At 66.9% G+C, this 20,558-nt stretch carries 18 protein-coding genes and 1 pseudogene; 9 read left to right on the forward strand and 10 right to left on the reverse strand.

The features are described from left to right. Positions 1 to 40 precede the first annotated feature (40 nt). Together ON33_RS10650 and ON33_RS10655 are read right to left on the reverse strand one after the other, a co-directional pair. Positions 41 to 436, reverse strand: a complete 396-nt coding sequence (locus tag ON33_RS10650) for a CHAT domain-containing protein (protein WP_040857860.1) — start codon at positions 434 to 436, stop codon at positions 41 to 43. Positions 437 to 1,786: 1,350 nt separating this feature from the next. Then, the gene (locus ON33_RS10655) at positions 1,787 to 2,065 is read right to left on the reverse strand and encodes a hypothetical protein (RefSeq protein ID WP_040857862.1); all 279 of its coding nucleotides are present in this window, start codon (positions 2,063 to 2,065) and stop codon (positions 1,787 to 1,789) included. A 1,139-nt stretch (positions 2,066 to 3,204) separates the two neighbouring features. Here ON33_RS10655 and ON33_RS10660 point away from each other — a divergent pair. Genes ON33_RS10660 through ON33_RS10670 form a run of 3 tightly spaced genes read left to right on the forward strand, consistent with a single transcriptional unit; the run spans position 3,205 to position 5,177 of the window. Beyond that, positions 3,205 to 3,840, forward strand: a complete 636-nt coding sequence (locus ON33_RS10660; RefSeq protein ID WP_040857864.1) for a TetR/AcrR family transcriptional regulator — start codon at positions 3,205 to 3,207, stop codon at positions 3,838 to 3,840. A 42-nt stretch (positions 3,841 to 3,882) separates the two neighbouring features. Further along, a complete protein-coding gene (locus ON33_RS10665; RefSeq protein WP_040857866.1) occupies positions 3,883 to 4,803 on the forward strand; it encodes a carbon-nitrogen hydrolase family protein in 921 nt (306 codons plus the stop codon). Further along, positions 4,800 to 5,177 carry a hypothetical protein gene (locus ON33_RS10670; protein WP_040857868.1) on the forward strand — a complete coding sequence of 126 codons (378 nt, stop codon included), beginning with the start codon at positions 4,800 to 4,802 and terminating at the stop codon, positions 5,175 to 5,177. Before ON33_RS10665 ends, ON33_RS10670 begins: the two co-directional genes overlap by 4 nt. 138 nt (positions 5,178 to 5,315) lie before the next feature. On the opposite strand, the gene ON33_RS10675 is transcribed toward ON33_RS10670, so the two are convergent. Further along, entirely contained in the window at positions 5,316 to 5,846 is a 531-nt protein-coding gene (locus tag ON33_RS10675; RefSeq protein ID WP_040857870.1) for a helix-turn-helix domain-containing protein, read from the reverse strand. 113 nt (positions 5,847 to 5,959) lie between these two features. On the opposite strand from ON33_RS10675, the pseudogene ON33_RS10680 reads away from it, so the two are divergent. The 4 genes and pseudogenes from ON33_RS10680 to ON33_RS10695 all read left to right on the forward strand — a co-directional run bounded on the left by ON33_RS10680 (position 5,960) and on the right by ON33_RS10695 (position 11,786). Then, positions 5,960 to 6,745: pseudogene (locus ON33_RS10680) on the forward strand (aldolase). A 20-nt stretch (positions 6,746 to 6,765) separates the two neighbouring features. After that, positions 6,766 to 7,650 carry a dihydrodipicolinate synthase family protein gene (locus tag ON33_RS10685; RefSeq protein WP_040857872.1) on the forward strand — a complete coding sequence of 295 codons (885 nt, stop codon included), beginning with the start codon at positions 6,766 to 6,768 and terminating at the stop codon, positions 7,648 to 7,650. A gap of 1,139 nt (positions 7,651 to 8,789) precedes the next feature. Beyond that, positions 8,790 to 11,255, forward strand: coding sequence for a patatin-like protein (locus tag ON33_RS10690; RefSeq protein ID WP_157184474.1), 2,466 nt, complete (start codon positions 8,790 to 8,792; stop codon positions 11,253 to 11,255). Between the two features lie 198 nt (positions 11,256 to 11,453). Continuing rightward, a complete protein-coding gene (locus ON33_RS10695) occupies positions 11,454 to 11,786 on the forward strand; it encodes a nucleotide disphospho-sugar-binding domain-containing protein (protein ID WP_040857876.1) in 333 nt (110 codons plus the stop codon). 36 nt (positions 11,787 to 11,822) lie between these two features. Here ON33_RS10695 and ON33_RS10700 read toward each other — a convergent pair whose 3' ends face one another. After that, positions 11,823 to 12,656: an SAM-dependent methyltransferase gene (locus ON33_RS10700; protein WP_040857878.1), complete on the reverse strand. Its 834-nt coding sequence runs from the start codon at positions 12,654 to 12,656 to the stop codon at positions 11,823 to 11,825. A gap of 540 nt (positions 12,657 to 13,196) precedes the next feature. Here ON33_RS10700 and ON33_RS10705 point away from each other — a divergent pair. Then, on the forward strand, positions 13,197 to 13,610 hold the full coding sequence (locus ON33_RS10705; RefSeq protein WP_040857880.1) for a Fur family transcriptional regulator: 414 nt from the start codon (positions 13,197 to 13,199) through the stop codon (positions 13,608 to 13,610). Between the two features lie 53 nt (positions 13,611 to 13,663). Next, positions 13,664 to 15,874, forward strand: coding sequence for a catalase/peroxidase HPI (gene katG / locus ON33_RS10710; protein WP_040858133.1), 2,211 nt, complete (start codon positions 13,664 to 13,666; stop codon positions 15,872 to 15,874). A gap of 81 nt (positions 15,875 to 15,955) precedes the next feature. Here katG and ON33_RS10715 read toward each other — a convergent pair whose 3' ends face one another. The 6 genes from ON33_RS10715 to ON33_RS10740 all read right to left on the reverse strand — a co-directional run bounded on the left by ON33_RS10715 (position 15,956) and on the right by ON33_RS10740 (position 20,319). Then, the gene (locus tag ON33_RS10715; RefSeq protein WP_040857882.1) at positions 15,956 to 16,489 is read right to left on the reverse strand and encodes a hypothetical protein; all 534 of its coding nucleotides are present in this window, start codon (positions 16,487 to 16,489) and stop codon (positions 15,956 to 15,958) included. A 31-nt stretch (positions 16,490 to 16,520) separates the two neighbouring features. Continuing rightward, positions 16,521 to 16,739: a ferredoxin gene (locus ON33_RS10720; RefSeq protein ID WP_040857884.1), complete on the reverse strand. Its 219-nt coding sequence runs from the start codon at positions 16,737 to 16,739 to the stop codon at positions 16,521 to 16,523. Next, positions 16,736 to 17,836: an NADH-ubiquinone oxidoreductase-F iron-sulfur binding region domain-containing protein gene (locus tag ON33_RS10725; RefSeq protein WP_169336798.1), complete on the reverse strand. Its 1,101-nt coding sequence runs from the start codon at positions 17,834 to 17,836 to the stop codon at positions 16,736 to 16,738. Before ON33_RS10725 ends, ON33_RS10720 begins: the two co-directional genes overlap by 4 nt. A 131-nt stretch (positions 17,837 to 17,967) precedes the next feature. Next, the gene (locus ON33_RS10730; protein ID WP_245550470.1) at positions 17,968 to 18,480 is read right to left on the reverse strand and encodes a ferric reductase-like transmembrane domain-containing protein; all 513 of its coding nucleotides are present in this window, start codon (positions 18,478 to 18,480) and stop codon (positions 17,968 to 17,970) included. A 343-nt stretch (positions 18,481 to 18,823) separates the two neighbouring features. Further along, on the reverse strand, positions 18,824 to 20,065 hold the full coding sequence (locus ON33_RS38130; protein ID WP_051151878.1) for an FAD:protein FMN transferase: 1,242 nt from the start codon (positions 20,063 to 20,065) through the stop codon (positions 18,824 to 18,826). Continuing rightward, on the reverse strand, positions 20,062 to 20,319 hold the full coding sequence (locus ON33_RS10740; RefSeq protein ID WP_040857887.1) for a hypothetical protein: 258 nt from the start codon (positions 20,317 to 20,319) through the stop codon (positions 20,062 to 20,064). The genes ON33_RS38130 and ON33_RS10740 overlap by 4 nt, the downstream gene beginning before the upstream one ends. Positions 20,320 to 20,558 lie beyond the last annotated feature (239 nt).

Consider the following 20,558-nt stretch of genomic DNA (forward strand, 5'->3'; position numbering starts at 1 on the left):
GCCTTGCCAGCACCCCAGCTTGCGTTCCCTATTACTCAGTTTAGTTGGTGCGCAGGTGCCCGAATGTCAGTATCGGCCGAAGGCGCAGAGTCCAGCTGCCGCCTGTGCGCACCGGGGTCGGCTGGCACAGCAATGCCCGGCGAAACGCCACCGGCAGCGGGGCGCCCTGGGCGTAGCGGTCATACATCGCGGCCAGCACCGTGCCGCAGTGCTCATCGCTCAAATCCCAGAGTCCGCCCAGCACGAACGACGCGCCCGCGAGCAGGCATGCCAGTGACGCGACCAGGGACCGCGAGGATTCCGGTGAGCGCGCCGACCAGCAACATCCGAGGCTGACCGCGCGAGGCAGTGGCAGTTCGAGCAACTCGAGCATCGCGGTACGCTCGGTGCCGAAGTCGATCTCGAATTCGAATCCTTCCGAGCGGGATCCATGCACGACCGCATCTCAGTATCGCCGTCGCGCCCGCGACACTCGAGCGAATTGCCGAAGCCGACCCAGCGGCACGCATTTCCACTGTTCTCGACACCTGCGCGGTGAGGCCCGCACCGGGAAGTGCAGCGGCGTGCCGATGCAGTGCCGAACCCGGCTGATGCCGGCCGCCTTGCCGGGATGCGATTGCCTTGGTGTCTCGGTTCGGTGCCCGGTCGCTGCTCCCCATTGGTCCTCAAACGCTGGAACAGCGATCTGCCCAAATCGGGTCGACCGGTGAGCAGCACAGCGGGCATGCCGGATCCGCAGAGCGGTGGTCCTGCTCGAGATCGGTGTTTGTGCGGCGCAACGACTTCCGGTCCTCGTGATTTGCCGGTGCCGAAGATCCCCACAGCCCGGCGCTGGGAGGGTTGGCCTGGGTCAAGGCATCCATCGACGCGGTTGGTGGTGTCAATGTGGCCGGAGCCGGGGACTTTTGACAACGTGGCGCTTCCACCGCTGAGTGCAATCGGCCGGCACGGGTCTGCCCGTCGACGATCTGCTCTGATGTCAGCCGAGGTCCGATCCGAGGCCGAAGTCGCTGCCGCACTCACGATCCCGACCCCGGTCGCCCACCCTTCTTGAACGCACAGGGAACGGTACCTTCTCCACAGCACAAAACGTCCCACGAACTCACACTGCCGATCACACAGTGCACGCCGGAGACTTCGCCCACGCGATCTCCGCAGCCGACTGCCCTTTCGTCGTCGAGAGCTACGTGCGCAGATCGTTGCGGCTGCGGCGGAGGCGTCTGTTGAACTCGACGGACCGGATGTCTGCTGTCGCTGATTGGGCGGTGGGCGTCGCAATCCCCACTGGCCCGATGCGTCAGTCGTCTTGATCAGGATGCCTGCGGCGTGCCCGATCTGCGCGTCGGTGATTGCCGGGGTGCTGGTTTCGTTGAGGATTTCCGGTGATCCCTGCCAGGGGCCGACTTCGGTGGCCAGGTTCACGACGCCTTGGTTGTGTCCGGTTCGCCCTCATCACGCACAGCCGCACATGAAACCACCAGCGCCACAACAACGCCCACGATTCACCAAACAGTCGGGCGGTCTCGAGTCCCGGCCGGGCGTAAGCGCCGGATTCCGGCCGGTTGCGCCTTTCGAGCGACGCCGAATCGCCTGATAGATCAGCGGCACGGCACCACCCCCAGACCCACGCAAGCGCGGCCTCGTGGGTGGCCGGCACAGTGATGACCATGACAGGTAGCCGTTACGAAGTCACGGCTGTCGTCATGATCATCACGACGTCAGATGCCGAGATTCACCAGCCGAACGCGTGGCGCGACTGTTCGCGCCGCCAGTCTCGCACCCCGAATCAGGAGGCGGGCTTGGGCTGGCCCAGTTTGCCGACGCCGGTGACCAGATCGAGGATGTTGACCATGGCGTGGGTGCCGCCGTCGAGCGCCGAGCTGCCGGAGTCGAGCATGGCGGAACCGGAGGACGAACCAGCCGAACCCGAGGACGAGCCGGCGTCAGCCGAACCCGCGCTCAGCCCGGTGGCGGGGGAGCCGGCAGCGGAGGCCGCCGCGACCGGGCCGAGGAACAGGGCGGCGGCAGAGAGGGTGGCGGCGGCAATGAGCTTGCGAGAGAACATGTATGAAGTCTTCCTTTCACAGACAGATAACGACGCCATCACGGCGCACACCAAAATGTTATGAAGAAGAGATCTGCAAGTCCACTCATGTTGTTGTGCGAATAATCACCGTTAATAATGAGCTAACAGCATATTTTGCCGACGTGACGCTATTTGATCTTCATTCCTCCCGCGAATTCGATGATCAAATTCAATTGCTTTTCTACGGCGCCGCGTATCGGCCTGCGGCGGAGGAGATCTCGTAGCGGACCTCCGATCCGGGCACGGCGCGACCCCGAGTTGAACGACACCCTCGGGGACCCGCTGGTACGACGGCGAGCCGGCATTCCGAGCGAGGTGTCGCGTACACCACGAGCGGGACACGCTCCGAACGCGATGCCGTCCTGGACAACTCTCCCACACTGTGCTAGTTGGGCCAGCGACTCGTCCCGACCCCACTGCAGCGCGTACAGCATGCCGCCGCACCCCTGGATGGTCTCGTCGGTGCCCGTCGCCACGGCGTCTGGCTGCAACGGTAAGGAGGAAATCGTCCTCGGTGAGACCCACTGTGCGGACCTGTTCAGCGAGTTTCCGTGGGCAAGCTCGGTGCGGTCGCGCCGGACTCGCCACCGCCGTCGTCGCGAAGACACACAGCCGGCGTCAACTCCTTCGGCGCTCTGACGCAGCTGCGGGGCAATCCCGGCAGCTACTACTTCGGAATGGGCACCCTCGACAGAATGGACGATCGCGGCAAGTTGCGGCGGCCGTTGCTCTCAGCGGTTTTCGCGCTCACCCAGCAGACGAATTCAGACCACCTGAATACGAGCCCTCACCAGCCGCTACCCCCGGTTCGTTCTCGCCGTTGGTGCCGGCAGCGGGCGCGTGCAGCTGCTCGGTGTGGACACCGGTCGGTAACGGTCATATGGGGTTTCATGCCCGACACCGAGCTCAGTGCCGAAGTGCCCGAAGGATTTACAGTCCTGGCCTGCGGAAGCTGGCTGCGGCTGTTGGATTTCGAGCTCCGCTTCAGTGGCTTCCGACGTCGTGTTCAGCATTCGCTGCGGCCCCGACATCTCTGCCCGCGCGGGCTCGATGTCGCTGCCCGAGTCGGCCGGGGCCGACGAGCTGTCCGCAGGGTGGCCGTCTCGTAGTCTTGGAGTGTGGCTCAAACACGTGTTCGCCGACCGGATCGACGAACCGCCGCGACGACGGCGGCGATTTTGACTGCCGCGGAGCAGTTGTTCACCGAGAACGGGTTTCACACGGTGAGCATGGATGCCATCGCCGCGGCGGCGGGGATCGCGGTCGGGTCGATCTATCACCATTTCGGGAACAAGGAGCGGCTGTATCTGGCGCTGGTCGAGCGGGCTCTGGAGGTGAACGAGCGGGCGATGGCCGCCGCGTACGGGGACGGGCGCACGCCGGTCGAGGAGTTGGTGGCGGCCGGTGATGCCTATTGCCGTTTCCACGCCGAGAATCCCGGCTACTTCCGCATGATCGCGCTTCGAGTGTTGGACGTGCCGCCCGGGGATCTGGCCAGCGCGGTCGAGCAGCGGATTGCCGACAAGGTGGAGACGCTGGTCGGGCAGCTGGAAGACACCCTGCGCCGCGCGGACGCGGTGGGCCAGGTTCGTTGCCCGGATCCGCGGCGCACCGCCCTTTTCCTGTGGGGCTGCTGGAACGGGGTGCTCTCGCTGCGACTGCGGCCGGACCGGCTCGCCCTCGATGACACGGAATTGCGCGAGGTGCTGGCCATCGGCCGCTCGATCGTCGAGCAAGGACTGCTTGCCCGCTGAAAGTTTTGTAGAGACGTTCAGTTTTGTAGTACCGTTCAAAACATGGTGAAAGCAGCCGCTGTCCAGCTGTCCGCGGTCCCTGGCGATATCGCGGCGAATCTCGCGACCTGCGAACGCCTCGCCGACGAGGCGGGCCGTGCGGGTGCCGAGATCATCGCTCTGCCGGAGTTCTTCACGACCGGTATCGGTTTCCTGGATCGGCTCGCCGAGGCGGCCCTTCCACCTGACGGCGAGGCCACCGAGCTACTGAGTCGGCTCGCGCGCCGCTATGGCGCGCTGGTCGGCGGTTCGTTCTTGTGTCGCGACCATGACGGTCACGTCCGCAACGCATACCTACTGGCCGGCCCCGACGGCACTATAGGCCGTCACGACAAGGATCTGCCCACCATGTGGGAGAACGCCTTCTATGTCGGCGGCCACGACGACGGCGTTCTCGACGTAGGCGGGCACCGGGTGGGGGCGGCGGTCTGCTGGGAGCTCATGCGGACCCGGACCGTGCACCGTTTGCGCGGTCGAGTCGATCTGGTGATGGCCGGATCGGGCTGGTGGTCGGTGCCCGCGTGGAAGCCGCGTCCGCTGTTCGACCGCCTCGAAGTCCGCAACGCGGTCACCGCCCGCCGTGCCGCCGCCCGGTTCTCCCGCTACATCGGCGCACCCATGGTGCACGCGGGTCACGTGGGTCAGCTGACGTGCCCGATGCCGTGGCTGCCGGTGAGATACCGGGGCTGGTTCGAAGCGTCGACCATGATCACCGATGGCGACGGCGTCGTGCTCGCCGAGCGGGGTCGTGACGAGGGACAGGGCGTGGTGATCGCCGACATCACACTCGGTGCCCGTCCTCCGGCATCCGAAGTGCCCCAAGGATTCTGGCTGCACCAACGTGGGGCGCTTCCGACGGCGGCCTGGCATTATCAACGCTGGCACGGGCGGCGCTGGTACCGGCGGAACGTGGCGGGCCGATGAGCATGCTGGTCCGCATCGGCCTGCTGGAACTGGCCGCGGGCGCGTTACTGGGTTGGGTGGTCGCCGCTGAACACGCTGCGCCACAACGGCTTCGACGCATCGGCCTGGTTCATCCGCGCCGCATCCTGCAGGCGCACCTCGACTACGTGATCATGGGTTTGATTCTCGTCACGGTCGGCGTCGCGGCGCCCGGACTACCGGGATGGGCCGCCGCGCTTGTCGTCACCGGAACCCTGCTCAACCCGACGCTGTTCCTGCCCTTGGCTTTTCACGACAGGCTGCGAGAGACACTGCCTTATCGCGTCGTCAGCGCCTTCTCCTTCCTGGCCACCAGCCTGGGACTGGTCACCGCAGCGCTGTATCCCTCGTACTGAGGCCCGGTCGGTTCGCCGATTCGGCGGCACGGCAAATCCCTCGGGGGCTGAAGACGGTCGGTCTCGGCTGTCGCCCGAATCGTTCGCCGAGGTGCTGACCCTCCCGAGCCCGGGCCGATAGACCGCCCTCGCCGACGCTCACCGCTCGTTGCCGGCGACGACCACGACCTGTGCGGGGGTCGCGCCCACGCTCCGTATGCGGTGCGCGATCGTGGCATCCAGGTACGCACAGTCCCCTTCGTACAAGGTGGTCGTGCGCCCGTCATATTCCAGTTCGACCGTCCCGGTGTGCACGAAGAGGAACTCCTGACCGGTGTGGTCGCGGTGCGGCTCCTCGGTGAACGTGGCCGTCGGACGAACCAGGAACGGCGACATCGATCTGCCCAGCATCGACGTCGCAATCGACCGATAGCGCTCACCGTCTACCGCGTCGGCGGCGCGATCGACGACGATCTTCGTCTCGCTCGCCTCCTCCGAGAACAGCCGGCCTACATCGACATCGAGCGCTTGCGCGATCTTCATCGCCACCGCGATGGACGGCATGCTCAGTTGCCGTTCGACTTTGGACAAGTAGCTCTTCGTCAGGCCCGTTCGCTCGGCGAGCGCTTCCAGGGTCATTCCGTGCTGCTTGCGAACGGCGCGCAACAGCGTCACCGCGACCTCCTTCATGTCCAAGCGGCCTTCAGGATACACAGTGTCACATGAGACTCAGTCAGCCGTTGTTGACCATATGACACTTTGTGTCCTACAGTGCACAACGTGTTCCGATAGAGGAGGTCACCGTGGGAAACACACTCAACGACTCCAAACCCGTTCTCATGCACCGCGCCCAAGCCGCAATGGCCGCCGAGTTCGGCGGATCGCCGTGGACGACCCGACAGAAACTCGCCTTGACCTGCCGAGCCCTGTACGACGCCGGTCACGATTCCGGATTGGCCGGCCAGATCACCGCCCGCGCGGAGTAGCCCGGCACCTACTACACCCAGCGGCTCGGTCTCGGGTTCGACGAGATCACCGAGGACAATCTGCTGCTGGTCGACGAAGACCTCGAGGTGCTCGAGGGCAGCGGAATGGCCAACCCCGCCAACCGCTTCCACAGTTGGATCTACCGCGCCCGCCCCGACGTTCAGTGCATCGTGCACACACATCCGTTCCACGTCGCGGCCCTGTCCATGCTCGAGGTTCCGCTGATCGTGTCGCAGATGGATATCGCTCCGCTCTACGACGACTGCGCGTTCCTGCCCGAATGGCCCGGAGTGCCGGTCGGCAACGAGGAAGGGGAAATCATCACCGCCGCACTCGGCGACAAGAAGGCCGTCCTGCTCGCCCACCATGGACACGTGGTCGCGGGCGCGAGCATCGAAGAGGCGTGCTCGTTGGCGGTCCTGATCGAACGAGGCGCGAAACTCCAGTTGGCAGCCATGGCCGCCGGCACGATCGCCCCGCTGCCGGATCGGCTCGCCCGCGAAGCGCACGACTGGACCCTCACACCCAAACGCAGCCAAGCGAACTTCGCCTACTACGCCCGGCGTGCCCTCACTCGCCACCCTGACGCCATCAACCAGTGACCCCCTCGGAGGAATCCCCCATGTCCCATTTCGAAGGCATCATCGCCTACCCCATCACCCCGTTCGCCACCAACGAGCACGCCACGATCGACACCGCCGCACTCACCGCACTGATCGAGCGGCTGGTCACCGCAGGCGTACACGCCATCGCGCCGCTGGGCAGCACCGGCGAATCGGCATACCTGAACGAGACCGAGTTCGACACCGTCGTCGACACCACTGTCACCGCCGTCGCGGGCCGCGTGCCGGTGATCGTCGGTGCCTCGGATCTGACCACCGCCAACACGATCCGCCGCGCCCGCTACGCCGCACGCGCCGGCGCCGACGCCGTCATGATCCTGCCGGTGTCGTACTGGAAACTGTCCGACCGGGAGATCACCCGCCACTACGCCAGCGTCGCCGCCGCGATCGACATCCCGATCATGGCCTACAACAATCCGGCCACCAGCGGTATCGATATGCGCCCGCAGCTGCTGGTCGAGATGTTCGAGGCGATCGACAACCTCACCATGGTCAAGGAATCGACGGGCGATCTGTCCCGGATGCGCGCCATCGCCGAACTCAGTGACGGTCGCCTGCCCTTCTACAACGGCAGCAACCCTCTGGTCTTCGACGCCTTCGAGGCCGGTGCGGCCGGGTGGTGCACCGCCGCACCATGTTTGGCCTCGCAACCGTGCCTCGACCTGTACACCGCCATACGCGCAGGTGACCTCGCCACCGGCCACGCCCGCTACGAACAGCTCAAACCGCTGCTCGAGTTCATCGTCGCCGGTGGCTTGCCCACCACGATCAAGGCCGGACTCGACATCCTCGGCACGCCGGCGGGCGATCCCCGCCCACCGCTGCTGCCACTGGACGACACCGGCCAAGCAGCCCTGCGAGCCATCCTCGCCACCACCGCCTGATGCGCACCCGGCGGGCGCCGCACCGCACCCGCCGGGCACAGCGAAATCAAATGTCACGGTCAGGCCCATCGGAGTTGGGCCCCAACACCATTTACCCGCGACCGGCCGGGAAGACCTGCGACTCGCAGGGATAAGTGGCGGTGTTCTCGCACCTTCGGGCAGCGTCGAGAGCCCAGTTCGGATGGGGCTCATACCCGGACACCGTCGACTTCGACCGCGAGGGGAGCGGCATCGGGGGCCGACACTTCAACTTGACATAATTACCTATTTTTGGCGAAAAATGTTGCAACACAACACAACCCAGGGGAGAGGCCCCAAACCCGCCAATCCGACAAAACATGCGAGCCCCGAACTCCACCCAAGACCCACAACCGAGCGCCGTCCGGAAAAACCCGCACGCGCCGGAGAACCAAAACCCAGGACACCACCCGACACCGACGAGCGGGGACCGAAATCCGGAAAAACCTGCACATCACGGACGAGTTCACAACAGTCATATACGTCACAGTGACAGAAACAGGTGACGCATAACTATGCAGACCATCGTGAATAATCGGCCAAACACGCAGGCTTTCCCGGATCTATCCACCAGATTCGGAGCACGCGCACCCTCCGCGGACCACACGCAACTCTTTCCGGATCGCACAGAACCGCAGCCGCACAGCGGCTTTCAAGATCAACGCCCATGTCGTAACTGCGCCGATAATCAACATTATGTCAAGTTGGATCCTCGCCCTCTGCCTGAAGGCGGCCACATTGCGCGTGCACGTTGATGCGACGGGCCCCGTCGCTGCCCGCCCGTCGCTGCTCGTTGAGGCTGCTCTCGGAAGGGCCGGCAACCGCGAGATCATCCGGCAGGGCCGCTGGTCCAATCCCCGGACCGCGCGTGGGTACATTCGGACCGCAAATCCACTGGAAGACAATGCCGTGACCAAACTTGGTTTGTGATAAGTATTCAGGAATAGGCTGCGCCACGATTTTGGTCGACAGTCCAGGATATGAGAAGTCTCCGCATCGAATCGAGTAGTGCACTACGCAGGTAGCCGAGGCGGTTGGCGCATAGGCTGATGACATCACTCTTCAGGGCGTCTCCAAAAAAAGGGGGGACCTCGATGTCTCGGGATGCTGAACCTGCCGAAATGCGCATAGCGCTCGTCTGCTACGGCGGCGTATCGCTTGCTATTTACATGCATGGCATAACTAAAGAACTGCACAAGCTCGTCCGCGCATCTCGTGCTCTGGATCAAATTCTGGAAAGCGACTCGCAGGTCGCGAATCCGTTCGTGGGAGCCGATGGTCAACCATCGGATACGGAAAGCGTTTACTTCGACGTCCTTTCGCAGATGCGGGCGAATGGGCAGCCGCTGTCGGTCGGGATCGACATCATCGCCGGAACCTCCGCCGGCGGCATCAACGGCGTGGTTCTCGGCAAGGCCATCGCGCAGAACGCCGATCAGGGACCGCTGAAGCGGCTCTGGATCGACGAGGCCGACCTGGGAACATTGGCACGCGGTTTGCGTATGGGCGGCCCGAAGCTGCGCACGGCGCTGGCGTTCATCGGCAAGTTGGCGACCTTCTGGACCGATCACGCGGTATTGAACGGCGAAGTCATGTCGCGGCTCCTGTATCAGGCGCTGGCCGGGATGGATGCGAAACGACCGGTGCCTTGGTCGGCCAATTCGCGCGGGCCCGTGCCCGAAACGCTGATTTCGCCAACCGGTGAGTTGTCGCTCTACGTGACCACGACCGATCTGAACGGATTCGACGTAGCGGTGGCGTCGAGCGATGGCGGTGTGGGTCAGCGGGACCGGGAGCATGCGCAGGTGCTCGAGTTCCTCCGGGACGACAACAATAAAGAGGCATTCGGTCCGCAGGCGACACCGACCCTGTCCTTCGCGGCGCGGGCGACCTCCGCCTTTCCCGGTGCGTTCGAACCGGTCAATCCCGGAATTTTCCCGGCCCAGGCTCAGTTTCCTCCGGACGCGCGCGTGAATACCGATCTCTTCCACTACAGCTATCAAGAAGACGGCCGTGACGCGGACACCGCCTGGTTCGTGGACGGTGGTGTGCTCGACAATGCGCCGTTCGACCTCGTCGTCGACGCTATCAGCCGCAGGCGGTCGTCCACCGAGGTACATCGCCGCCTCGTCTACATCGAGCCGGATCCGGGATGCGCTCTCTCGGCTCCGCCTGCCGACACCAACAGTGGCAAGGCCGCGAAACGCAGTTGGGCAGCGGATGTTCAGAAAGTGCTCGTCGGAATCAGGGGCAGCCGATCACTGATCAGAGATCTGATCCGACTGCGTGACATGAACGAGAGGATCATCGAGATGGGCGCCATCGCCATGCGCCAGGAGGTCGAGGTTCTCGACCGGATCAGCGCTGCCGTCGCATCGATACCCGGTTGCGAACAGGCTGTGCCGCAGGTCGATTCGCAAGATCTCGGTACGGCCATCGATGCCATGCCGTCGCTCGGGTTCCTGCGGGACCAGAAGAAATTCCAGGCGGTTTCGGACAACATGCACGCCGAAGCCGTAACCGCACTCGGTTCGACCTGGAATACCTATCAACGGTTGAAGGTCGAGGCAGCCGCCCGAGGCATCGCGGACGCGATCGTGCAATATTTCGCGTTGCCTGGCGAATCGGGGACCGCGGTGTTCATCCGAAGCGCCATGGCCGCGTGGCTGCGCCGGCAACCATGCTGGACCGCGGACGACTCCACAGAGCTGTCCACGCTCCTGCGAGCCATCGATACCCCGTACCGGCATCGCCGGATCATGTTCATCCTCGCCGGGCTCAACAAGCTCTACGCGGTCGAGGGCGGGCCACCGCGTGCGGATATCAACGATCTCAAGGGCCAGGCATGGTCGCAACTGGATGAGATAACGACTGCACCCGTTGCCGCGATTCGGGCCCTGGCCGACAAGGGGCTGCTCGACTTTCTGCGCCCACAACGGTTGCAAGCCAACTTGTTCGAGGGCGAGAGGTTCCAGACGCCGGAGGACTTCGTCCTGCGCGAGGAGAATGCGAAGAGTTTCACCGACCTCGAAACCGCTTACGCAGAACAGATTCGGCAAAGACTCGGAAACGGTGGACAGGCGCTCTGGGATGCGTTCGCGGCGACAACTCAGATGTGGAACAAGCGCGATCGCATCCTCCTGGTCAGCCGGTACCTGGGCTTCCCGCTCTGGGACGGGCTGTTGTTCCCGACGATCTCGTTGTCGTATCTACCGCAATTCACTCCCATTCCGATGACTCAGTTCAGTCCCCTTCGCGCGACCGCGCTCCGGCCGCTCGGCGCGGGCAAGCTCGAGGGTGTCGAGCTGCACCACTTCGGCGCCTTCGCCCACGCACCCGACCGGGAGAACGACTACCTGTGGGGCCGGCTCGACGCCGCCGAGCTGATACTGCGCACCCTCGACGAAACATTCCCGGACGAAACACCACTGGGCCGAACCCTGCTCCCGCAAGCGCTGTCCGCGGTGCTGGCGACCGAAAATGATCTCCGGCGGATCCCGACGCAATTGATCGAGTCCCTCCGTACACAGATTCCGGCGCTCAGAGCCAAGATCGCCGAAGGCGGTGACGCCGCACGCTGGCCATAGCGAAAACAGCTGGCGGACTGCGAAACCTACGAAAAGCGCCTACCTGCCGGTCTGACCCGAGCCATCACTGCGGTCGGCACCGACACCGCCGGTCCCTGCCTGTGTCGCCGGCGGACTGGCGTCCGGGTCTGGGGGTGTGCGGGTATTGGTGGCCGCCGCGGCCGCTGGGCTGGGCGCCGCCTGCGGAGTTGGTGGAGCTTGTCGTGGCTGTTTCCGCAGATCGCGGCGGCTGTCCACCATGCCGGTGCGGGAACGACTTCGGCCAGTCCGCGCGCGGGCGTTCCGTTCGCCGCGGTGCCCGGGCAGGCCGATCAGGGTTTCCGGGCGCGGCGTACGCGGGGGCTCGGTGTCGGTCCGGCGACCATCCCGTTGCCGAAGCTGTCGGTGGACGGCGTGGCAGCCGCTCTGCGGGCGCTGACCACGAAGGACTCCTACCGGGACAATGCTGTTCGGGTGTCGGCGCGTATCGCGCACGAGGACGGCGCGGGTGTGGCGGTCGAGGCTGTCGAAGCTCGTGTGGGCACACGGTGATCCGCGTCGCCTGCTGTTCGCGGTCCGAGAGGCCGGTCAGCGTTTGAAGCCGATGCCGGCGGCGATGCAGTGGCGGACGTCGGTGAGGGGGCTGAGGTGGGGGCCGTCGGGCCACCAGTCGTCGGCGAGGACGAGGCCGGGGTCGATCATGGTGAGGTCGCCGAAGAGGGCTTGGATCTGGGCGCGGGTGCGGAAGCGGCCGGAGCTCATGGGGCTGTGGATGAACTTTTCTTCCATGCGACGGGCGAGGTCGCTGTAGGGGTCGGCTTCGGGGTCGTAGAAGTGGGCGATGGCGACGTAGGAACCGCGTGGGAGTGCGTCGATGTAGGTGCGCATGATGGCGTCGGCGTCGTCAGCGGAGTAGTGGTGCAGGGTGCCGACGTGCAGCAGGGCGAGGGGGCGGGTGAAGTCGATTTCCTCGCGGACGTCGGCGCTTTTCAGGACTTCCAGGGGGCGGAAGATGTCGGATTCGACGATGGTGGTGTGGGGGTTGCCGGCGAGCAGGGCGCGGGCGTGGGTGAGGACCATGGGGTCGTTGTCGACGTAGACGACCGTGGAGGCGGGGTTGACGCGTTGGACGACCTGGTGGGTGTTCTCGGCGGTGGGCAGGCCGGAGCCGAGATCGAGGTATTGGTCGATGCCTGCTTCCTTGGCGAGGAATCGGCAGGCCCGGATGAGGAAGTCGCGGTTGGCCCAGGCGAGTTCGGCGACGCCGGGGGCGACGGTGCGGACCTGGTCGAGGACGAGGCGGTCGACTTCGAAGTTGTCTTTGCCGTTGAGGGCGGCGTCGTAGACGCGGGCGATGCTGGCGCGGGTGGTGTCCACCCCCACCGGGATCGCGCTCGGATAGGCGTGTGTGGACTCGGGCATCACGGACTCCCCTTGGCGTGTGCGGTTTCTGGAATCGACCATTGCGAGTTTCCCGCATTGCGCGGGTTTTCGCCGGGGATCGCTGAAGGGATGCCGCAATACGTTGGGGTGGAGGCGTTTTCCCGGGCCCCCCGACGACCCCGAGGACGTAGCCGGTGGCGAGCAGTCCGGCGGTGGGATGGTGACGCCGTAGGCGAAGGCACTCCCCTACGGCTGGGACGTGCTGAGTTCGTCCACGGCCTGGACCAGCGCGGCCGGTTCTGGATTCTTCGCGGCCTCATCGAGCACCTCCCGCAGTACGTGATCGTTGGTGGGCCTCGGCCGGCAGTGGCGGTCCGGCCTCGCTGACATCGGTGTAGATGCCGCGGCGGCCGGTCGGGCACAGATAGCGGGCCGGCAGTCCGCGATCCTCGAGCCGGGTGACCAGGCGGGTGGTGGCGCTCTGAGAAATCTTCGCGATCTTCCGCGCGCCAATACTTGATTGATTCCAGAAAAAGGGGCAGACTTCGGGACGTGCCCACGCCTACGGATTTCGAGCGCATGTTGCGCGGGGCCGCTTTGCGTGTGACCGCACCACGGATGGCAGTGCTGACCGCGGTGCACACCCATCCGCACTCGGACACGGACTCGATCCTCGGGTTCGTACGCCAGACGCTGGGCGGGGTCTCGCATCAGGCGGTGTACGACGTACTGAAAGCCCTGACCGGCGCGGGGCTGGTTCGCCGAATTCAACCGATGGGGTCCGTGGCGCGCTACGAGACGCGCGTCGGGGACAACCATCACCACGTGGTGTGCAGGTCGTGCGGCGTGATCGCCGACGTCGACTGCGCTGTCGGTGACGCGCCCTGCCTGACCGCCTCCGACGACAACGGCTTCGCGCTCGACGAGGCCGAGGTCATCTACTGGGGCCTGTGCCCTGAATGCTCGAAAACCGCTGCGACACAAGACAAGTAGCGGCCACAATCGTGGCCGACAGCCCGAAGATCAACTCAATGGAAGGACACATCGTGCCCGAAGAACACCCGCCCATCGGTGAAGCCCAGACCGAATCCGCGGCCGGCGGCTGCCCCGTCGTACACGGCCGGCTCGCGGACCCGGCCGAGGGCGGTAACGCCAACCGTCAGTGGTGGCCCAACCAGCTGAACCTGAAGATCCTGCAGAAGAACCCGGCCGTCGCCAACCCCATGGACGAGGGCTACGACTACGCCGCCGAGTTCAAGACCCTCGACCTGGCCGCGGTCAAACAGGACATCGTCGAGGTCATGCACACCTCGCAGGACTGGTGGCCGGCCGACTTCGGCCACTACGGCCCGTTCTTCATCCGCATGTCCTGGCACGCCGCCGGTACCTACCGAATCAACGACGGCCGCGGAGGAGCGGGCGCCGGCATGCAGCGCTTCGCGCCGTTGAACTCCTGGCCCGACAACGCCTCCCTCGACAAGGCGCGCCGCCTGCTGTGGCCGGTGAAGAAGAAGTACGGCAAGAAGCTGTCGTGGGCCGACCTCATCGTCTACGCCGGCAACGTCGCCCTCGAGGACATGGGCTTCCGGACCTTCGGCTTCGGCGGCGGCCGCGTCGACCAGTGGGAGCCCGAAGAGGACGTGTACTGGGGCCCGGAGACCGAATGGCTCGGCGACGCCCGCTACACCGGCCAGCGTGACCTCGAGAACCCGCTCGCCGCGGTCCAGATGGGCCTGATCTACGTCAACCCCGAAGGCCCCAACGGCAACCCGGACCCGCTGGCCGCGGCCGTGGACATCCGCGAGACCTTCCGCCGCATGGCCATGAACGATGTCGAGACCGCCGCGCTCATCGTCGGCGGCCACACCTTCGGCAAAACCCACGGTGCGGGCCCGGCCGACCACGTCGGCCCCGAGCCCGAGGCCGCCCCGCTCGAAGAGCAGGGCCTGGGCTGGCGTTCGACCTTCGGCACCGGCGTCGGCCGCTACGCCATCACCTCCGGGATCGAGGTCACCTGGACCCCGACCCCGACCAAGTGGGACAACAGCTTCCTGGAAACCCTCTACGGCAACGAGTGGGAGCTGACCAAGTCCCCCGCCGGCGCCAACCAGTGGGTCGCCAAGAACGGCGAGGCCATCATCCCCGACGCGTTCGACGCGACCAAGCGGTGGCTGCCCACCATGCTCACCACCGACCTGTCGATGCGGCTGGACCCGGTCTACGGTGAGATCACCCGCCGCTGGCTCGACCACCCCGAAGAGCTGGCCGAGGAATTCGCCAAGGCCTGGTACAAGCTCACCCACCGCGACATGGGTCCCAAGGTCCGCTACCTGGGCCCCGAGGTGCCGGAAGAGACCCTGCTGTGGCAGGACCCGATCCCGGCCGTCGAACACGAGCTCATCGACGCCGCCGATGTCGCCGCGCTCAAGGCGAAGATCGCCGAGTCGGGTCTGACTGTCGCGCAACTGGTTTCGACCGCGTGGGCGGCGGCCTCGTCCTATCGCGGCTCGGACATGCGCGGCGGCGCCAACGGCGGCCGCATCCGCCTGCAGCCGCAGGCCGGCTGGGAGGTCAACCAGCCCGACGAGCTCGCACAGGTCGTCCGGGTGCTCGAGGGCATCCAGGAGTCCTTCGGCAAGCCCGTCTCCTTCGCCGACCTGGTCGTGCTGGCCGGTAACGTCGGTGTCGAGCAGGGCGCCAAGGCCGCCGGTTTCGACGTCGAGGTGCCCTTCCGCGCCGGCCGTGGCGACGCCACGCAGGAGCAGACCGACGTGGAGTCCTTCTCCGCGCTCGAGCCCGCCGCCGACGGCTTCCGCAACTACGTCGGCAAGGGCACCCGCATCCCCGCGGAGTACCTGCTGCTGGACAAGGCCAACCTGCTGACCCTGTCGGCACCGGAGATGACCGTCCTCGTCGGCGGTCTGCGCGTGCTCGGCGCCAACTACCAGGGTTCGCAGCTGGGCGTTTTCACCGACAAGCCGGGTGCGCTCACCACGGACTTCTTCGTGAACCTGCTCGACATGTCCACCAAGTGGGGCCCGTCCTCCGCCGACGACGGCACCTACGAGGGCAAGGACCGCGCCACCGGCAAGACCGTGTGGACCGGCTCCCGCGTCGACCTGGTCTTCGGCTCCAACTCGCAGCTGCGGGCACTGGCCGAGGTGTACGCCGAGGACGACTCCAAGCAGAAGTTCGTCACCGACTTCGTCGCCGCCTGGACCAAGGTCATGGAACTGGACCGCTTCGACCTGGCGTGATCGCGCCGGCCTGAGCCGATACCACGATGCCCCCGAACCCGATCGGTTCGGGGGCATCGTGCGTCCGCAGCCCGACTGCGGCTAGGCGGCCGCCGTTTCGGTGCGGACGCGGCCCAGGAAGCGGGGGGCGATATCGGTGCCGTCGTGGTTGTAGGCGTTCATCAGGTCGGTCAGCTCCTCGACCAGCCCACGCAGTGCCGCAGAGTCGAAGCCGTCGGCATCGGAGGCCCAATCACGCGGAATATTCGCGACCGTGAGGAGAATGCCTGCGTCATAAGGAGTTTCGACCGTGAAGGTGAGCTGCTCGGGGGCGTCGCGCAAGGCGCTGCGGGTGGCGAGGTCACCGTCACCGTCCGGGAACGTGAGAACGCGGGCCAGGGCGATGTCCTCGCCGATCATCTCCGCGATACGGGACAGGCTCGCGTGCCGACCCGGACGGTCGTGGCGGGCGCCGTACGAGCGGTCCCCGGCACGAGGGGCCCGCGCTCCCGCACCGGTTCTGCTCAGTATCCGGTCCAGCATGCGCTGCGCGGCCGCCCGCTCCGCCTGCCCCGTGCGCGGATGCTCGATGAGACTGCGCAACCGCTGGATTCGGCCGAGCGTCACCGCAGCCATGGTCTCCCCTTCCGACGCGTACGACCCCCGATCATGCCAGCGGCAGCAACCGCAAGGCCAGGCGCGGGCACAAACGCACCGCATCCCGCGCGGCCGGCAGATCGGGGGCGGTCAGGATCGGGTCGCGGTGATCGCGGGTCAGCGGAAAACCCCACTCGTCACGGGCAAGAACACCCGGCAGCAGTTCACTGCACACCCCGCGACCATCGCAGCGAGTCCGATCGATATGCAGGCGAACCGATTCGCTCATGACAGGACTCCCGTCCGTGCCGAAGACGCCCTCTCCACGCAGCTGCCGTGCCGATGCCGGGCTGCTTCGTCGGCGAACACCGACAGCGCCGACCGCACCAAGCGCGCGGTCCCGTCCGGGTGATGACAGGCTCCCCGGCCCTCCACCAGCCGAGCCAGCCGCGCGATCTCGTCCGCCGCACCCACCCCGTCGAGAAGCCGATCGAATCGGGTTGCGAGAGCGGGCAACCCATGGCGACACGGACCACACTGCCCAGCACTCTGCGCGGCGAGATACGCGGTGATCTCGGCGGTGACCCGCAGCCCGCACTCACCGTGGGACAGCACCCGCAGCACCCCGGCACCCGGGCCGGCGTGCAGATGCCGCAACCCCTCGGCCGACAACGCGGCCCCCGGCACGGCCAACCCGGAAATCCAGCTGCCGTGCCAGCCGCCGACCAGCACCGCCCGCACCCGAGCCGGGTCGGTGCCGCCGAGACCGGCGACCACCTCCGCCAACCCGATACCCGACGCAACCTCGAAGACTCTGGCGATCCTGGTGCCCGACAGGCTGATCAGCATCGTGCCCGGCTCCGCGCGGACACCGATCGAACGAAACCACGACGGGCCGTGCCGGGCGATCAACGCCACCTGGGCCAGCGTCTCGGCATTCTGGACCAGCGTCGGGCGGCCACCCACACCCGAACGCGACGTCGAGACCACCTGATCGGCCGGAAGCGCCGCACGCCCGGACAGCCGATTCACGACCGCCGACTTCTCCCCCGCCAAGAAAGTCTCGACGGCGGCGACCAATTCGATCGCCGGCTCGCGATACCCGGCCGACCGCCGCTCCGCCAACGCCCGCCGCACCGGCTCCAGCACCGCCTCCGGCGCATACACCCGGCAGTCCCGGCTCCCCACCGCTACCGCCGCCGCCACCAGCCCATCGAGCACCAGATGCGGTGCACGCGTGAGCAATACCGCATCCTTGTGACTGTCGGGCTCGCCTTCCGCGCCATTGGCGACCACGACCGGACGCCGCCCACCGGCCACCGCGGCCAGCTTCCGCGCCACCGGAAACCCCGCGCCACCCCGCCCACGCAGCCCCGACGCAGCCACCGCATCGATCAGAGCCCGCGAAACCACAGGCAGACGACCATGCGTCGCCTCATGCGCAGACAGATCAGCAGCCGGCGCGGCCAGCAACCGCCGCACCGTCACCGGGCGCGAAGCCCGAGACTCCACCCCGGTCATCGGATCACCTGCCCGGCCGGGAGCCAGATCTCGGTGAATCCCCGGCTGATTCGCCAGCCCACGGCACCCACCGCCGCGATCACACAGACCACCAGCACCGCCATCAGCCACGGCCGATACGCGTCCGTCCCGGCCCCGAGCACATGGACCAGCGCCACCGGCCACAAGCCGTACACCGCCCAATGCACGGCACGAAATACACCCGGCCCGATCCGATGCCGCACCAGACCCGACACCGTCACCGCGGCAAGCAGATCCACCGCCACCGTCCCGAAACCGACCCACAGCGGCCGATACACCCCCGCGAACGGCACCACCACATCCACCAACCGCAACTGCGCCCACGGATCCACCACCAAACTCGCCACATGCCCGGCCACCAGCCCAACCGCCGTCAAGGCCGCACCCCGATGAAACACCGCCATCCCCGCACGCGGCAGCACCACCACCCGCCCCGACCGCGCGGCAATCCCGGCCACCACCGCCACCGTCAACACCACCAGCGCCATAACCCCCATCCCCCGCCCGAACGCCCACAACGCCTCATCGAACCCGGCCCGCCCCATCAGCACTCACCGCCAAGCCCACAGCCACCAGCCGCAGCACGGGCCACGACCGCATCCTCCATCGCGCCTCCCGTCGCGCACCGATCCTGCTGCGCCGGCCCCGATGCATCGGCAAACGCCGTAGTCGCTCTTCCCGACCGCAGCGGCCACGGACCCCAGGCTCTCCCATGCGACGCGCAGCGACCCCAGCCTGATCCTCTCGCCGGGTAGTTCGATGCCGGATTGCGGCGCCCCGCTCCAGCCCGTAGCGACCACCGCGCCGGACAAGCAGATCGCTTCGGCCGGTTCATGATTCGATCACCTTCTCTTGGTGGGCCGCGTCGCCGGACACCGCTTGTGGCCACCCGCACAGGGTGATGACCCGACCGTCGCGACTGACGAGCCGCGACGGCAACCCCTGGGCACGCAAACCCGTCACCGCATCGCGGCCGCGAACAACGGCAGCGGTCGCGGCGGTATTGGCGGCCAGGCACGACCCGGCAGCCACCGACACCGTCCGCCACACCGGATCGGCGGCCACGCCGGTACGCGGATCGACGATGTGGTGCACCAGGCTGCCGCCGCGCCACCAACGCCGGCGCAGCGTGCTCGAGGTGGCCAGGGCCGCACCCTCGGGAAGAGCTATGCGGGAACGGGGCTCGCCCGGGCGATCCTCCACCAGCACCTGCCAACCGCCCTCGGGGGCGGGGCCCACTGTGGCGATGTCACCACCCAGGCTCACCAGCACACCGCAGCCGAACCGCTGCGCCACCAGCCGCGCACAGTCATCGGCGGCAAGCGCTTTCGCGGTCGCGCCCAGATCCAGCAGCACTCCCGCGGGAACGCTCACCAGCTCACCCTCCACCCGGATGTCGGTCCAAGCCGGGCGGGAGGTGAGCGCCACACTCACTCGCCGCCCCGCCGCCCCACCATCGAGCCCGGCAATTCCGAAGCCGCCGAGCCGAGCCGCATTCGCCCGTTGCTCGGACGCCACGGCCGCATCGGCCGACCCATCGACCACCGACGGGGCAGCTGCCGCCGACGGCACCGTTCGGCGTGAACCAGGTCCGTCCACCGCCGCATCCGTCGTGCCCGATTCCGGTTGTGCGGTAGTCGAATCCCCGGCTGCCGCCGATGTCGCCTCCGCGCGGATCGGGGTGTGCGCATCGGGCTTTCCAGCCTTCGCGGCCGCGCGAACGGACGAGTCCGGGAGCAGGAGGGTGAAGTCACGGTCGTAGCCCAGGGCAATGAGGGTGGCGCCGATAGTGGGGTCGAGGTCACCGCCGGTGTCTCGGGCGGCGGTGAGGGCGGCGTGGAGGTGGGACGACAGCAGCGGGCTGATGCGGGTCGGTTGTCCGGCGGCGCGGCACAGGCGGCTGATCTCGGAGTCGATGCGGAAGCGGCTGCAAGCCGCGTCGACCTCGGCGAGATGGGCGCGGATCAGGGTGCGTGCCGGGCGTAGTGCGGCCGGGTCGGTGACCACCACGCGGGCGGTGGTGCTCCACACCTGCCACTCGGTGGCGGCCGTGCGGTCGAGCGCGGCGGTCATGAGCCGCTCGATCTGGCGTGGGTGGGGCCGGTGCCCGGGCTCAGTGCCGGAGTGGGCGCGGTGGTGGCGTTCGCGGGCACGCCGTCGGACGCGGCGGTCGCCTCCGGGGTGGCGGTTGCACCGGCCCCGCCCCGGAGGCTGCCGTGGTTGTCGACGTAGGCCAGTGCGGTCGCGGTGAGCGTGCCCGCCGCGGTCACCGCGAGCAGGGCCGCGGTCGCGGTGCGCCCGGCCCGCAGACTCGGATGTGGCGGCATGCTGATTCCTGTTCACTCGGATCGCTCCCGGTGTGGGTGCGAACCTCAGCATGCGAGCCGGCACTGTGAGGGCGCTGTGAAGCAGAGTCCCGGATGCTGCGAATACACCGGGAGTCACCGGCGAGCAGAGCGATGTACTCGATGCCGGACCTGCCGAGTCGCGCCCTCCTTCCGCACCCGGCCCGGGTAACCCGAGGTCGTCATGGCCGTTTTTGCGTGTGGTCACGTTGGTGCCGACA

The organism is Nocardia niigatensis NBRC 100131, from assembly GCF_000308655.1.
Taxonomy (GTDB): domain Bacteria; phylum Actinomycetota; class Actinomycetes; order Mycobacteriales; family Mycobacteriaceae; genus Nocardia; species Nocardia niigatensis.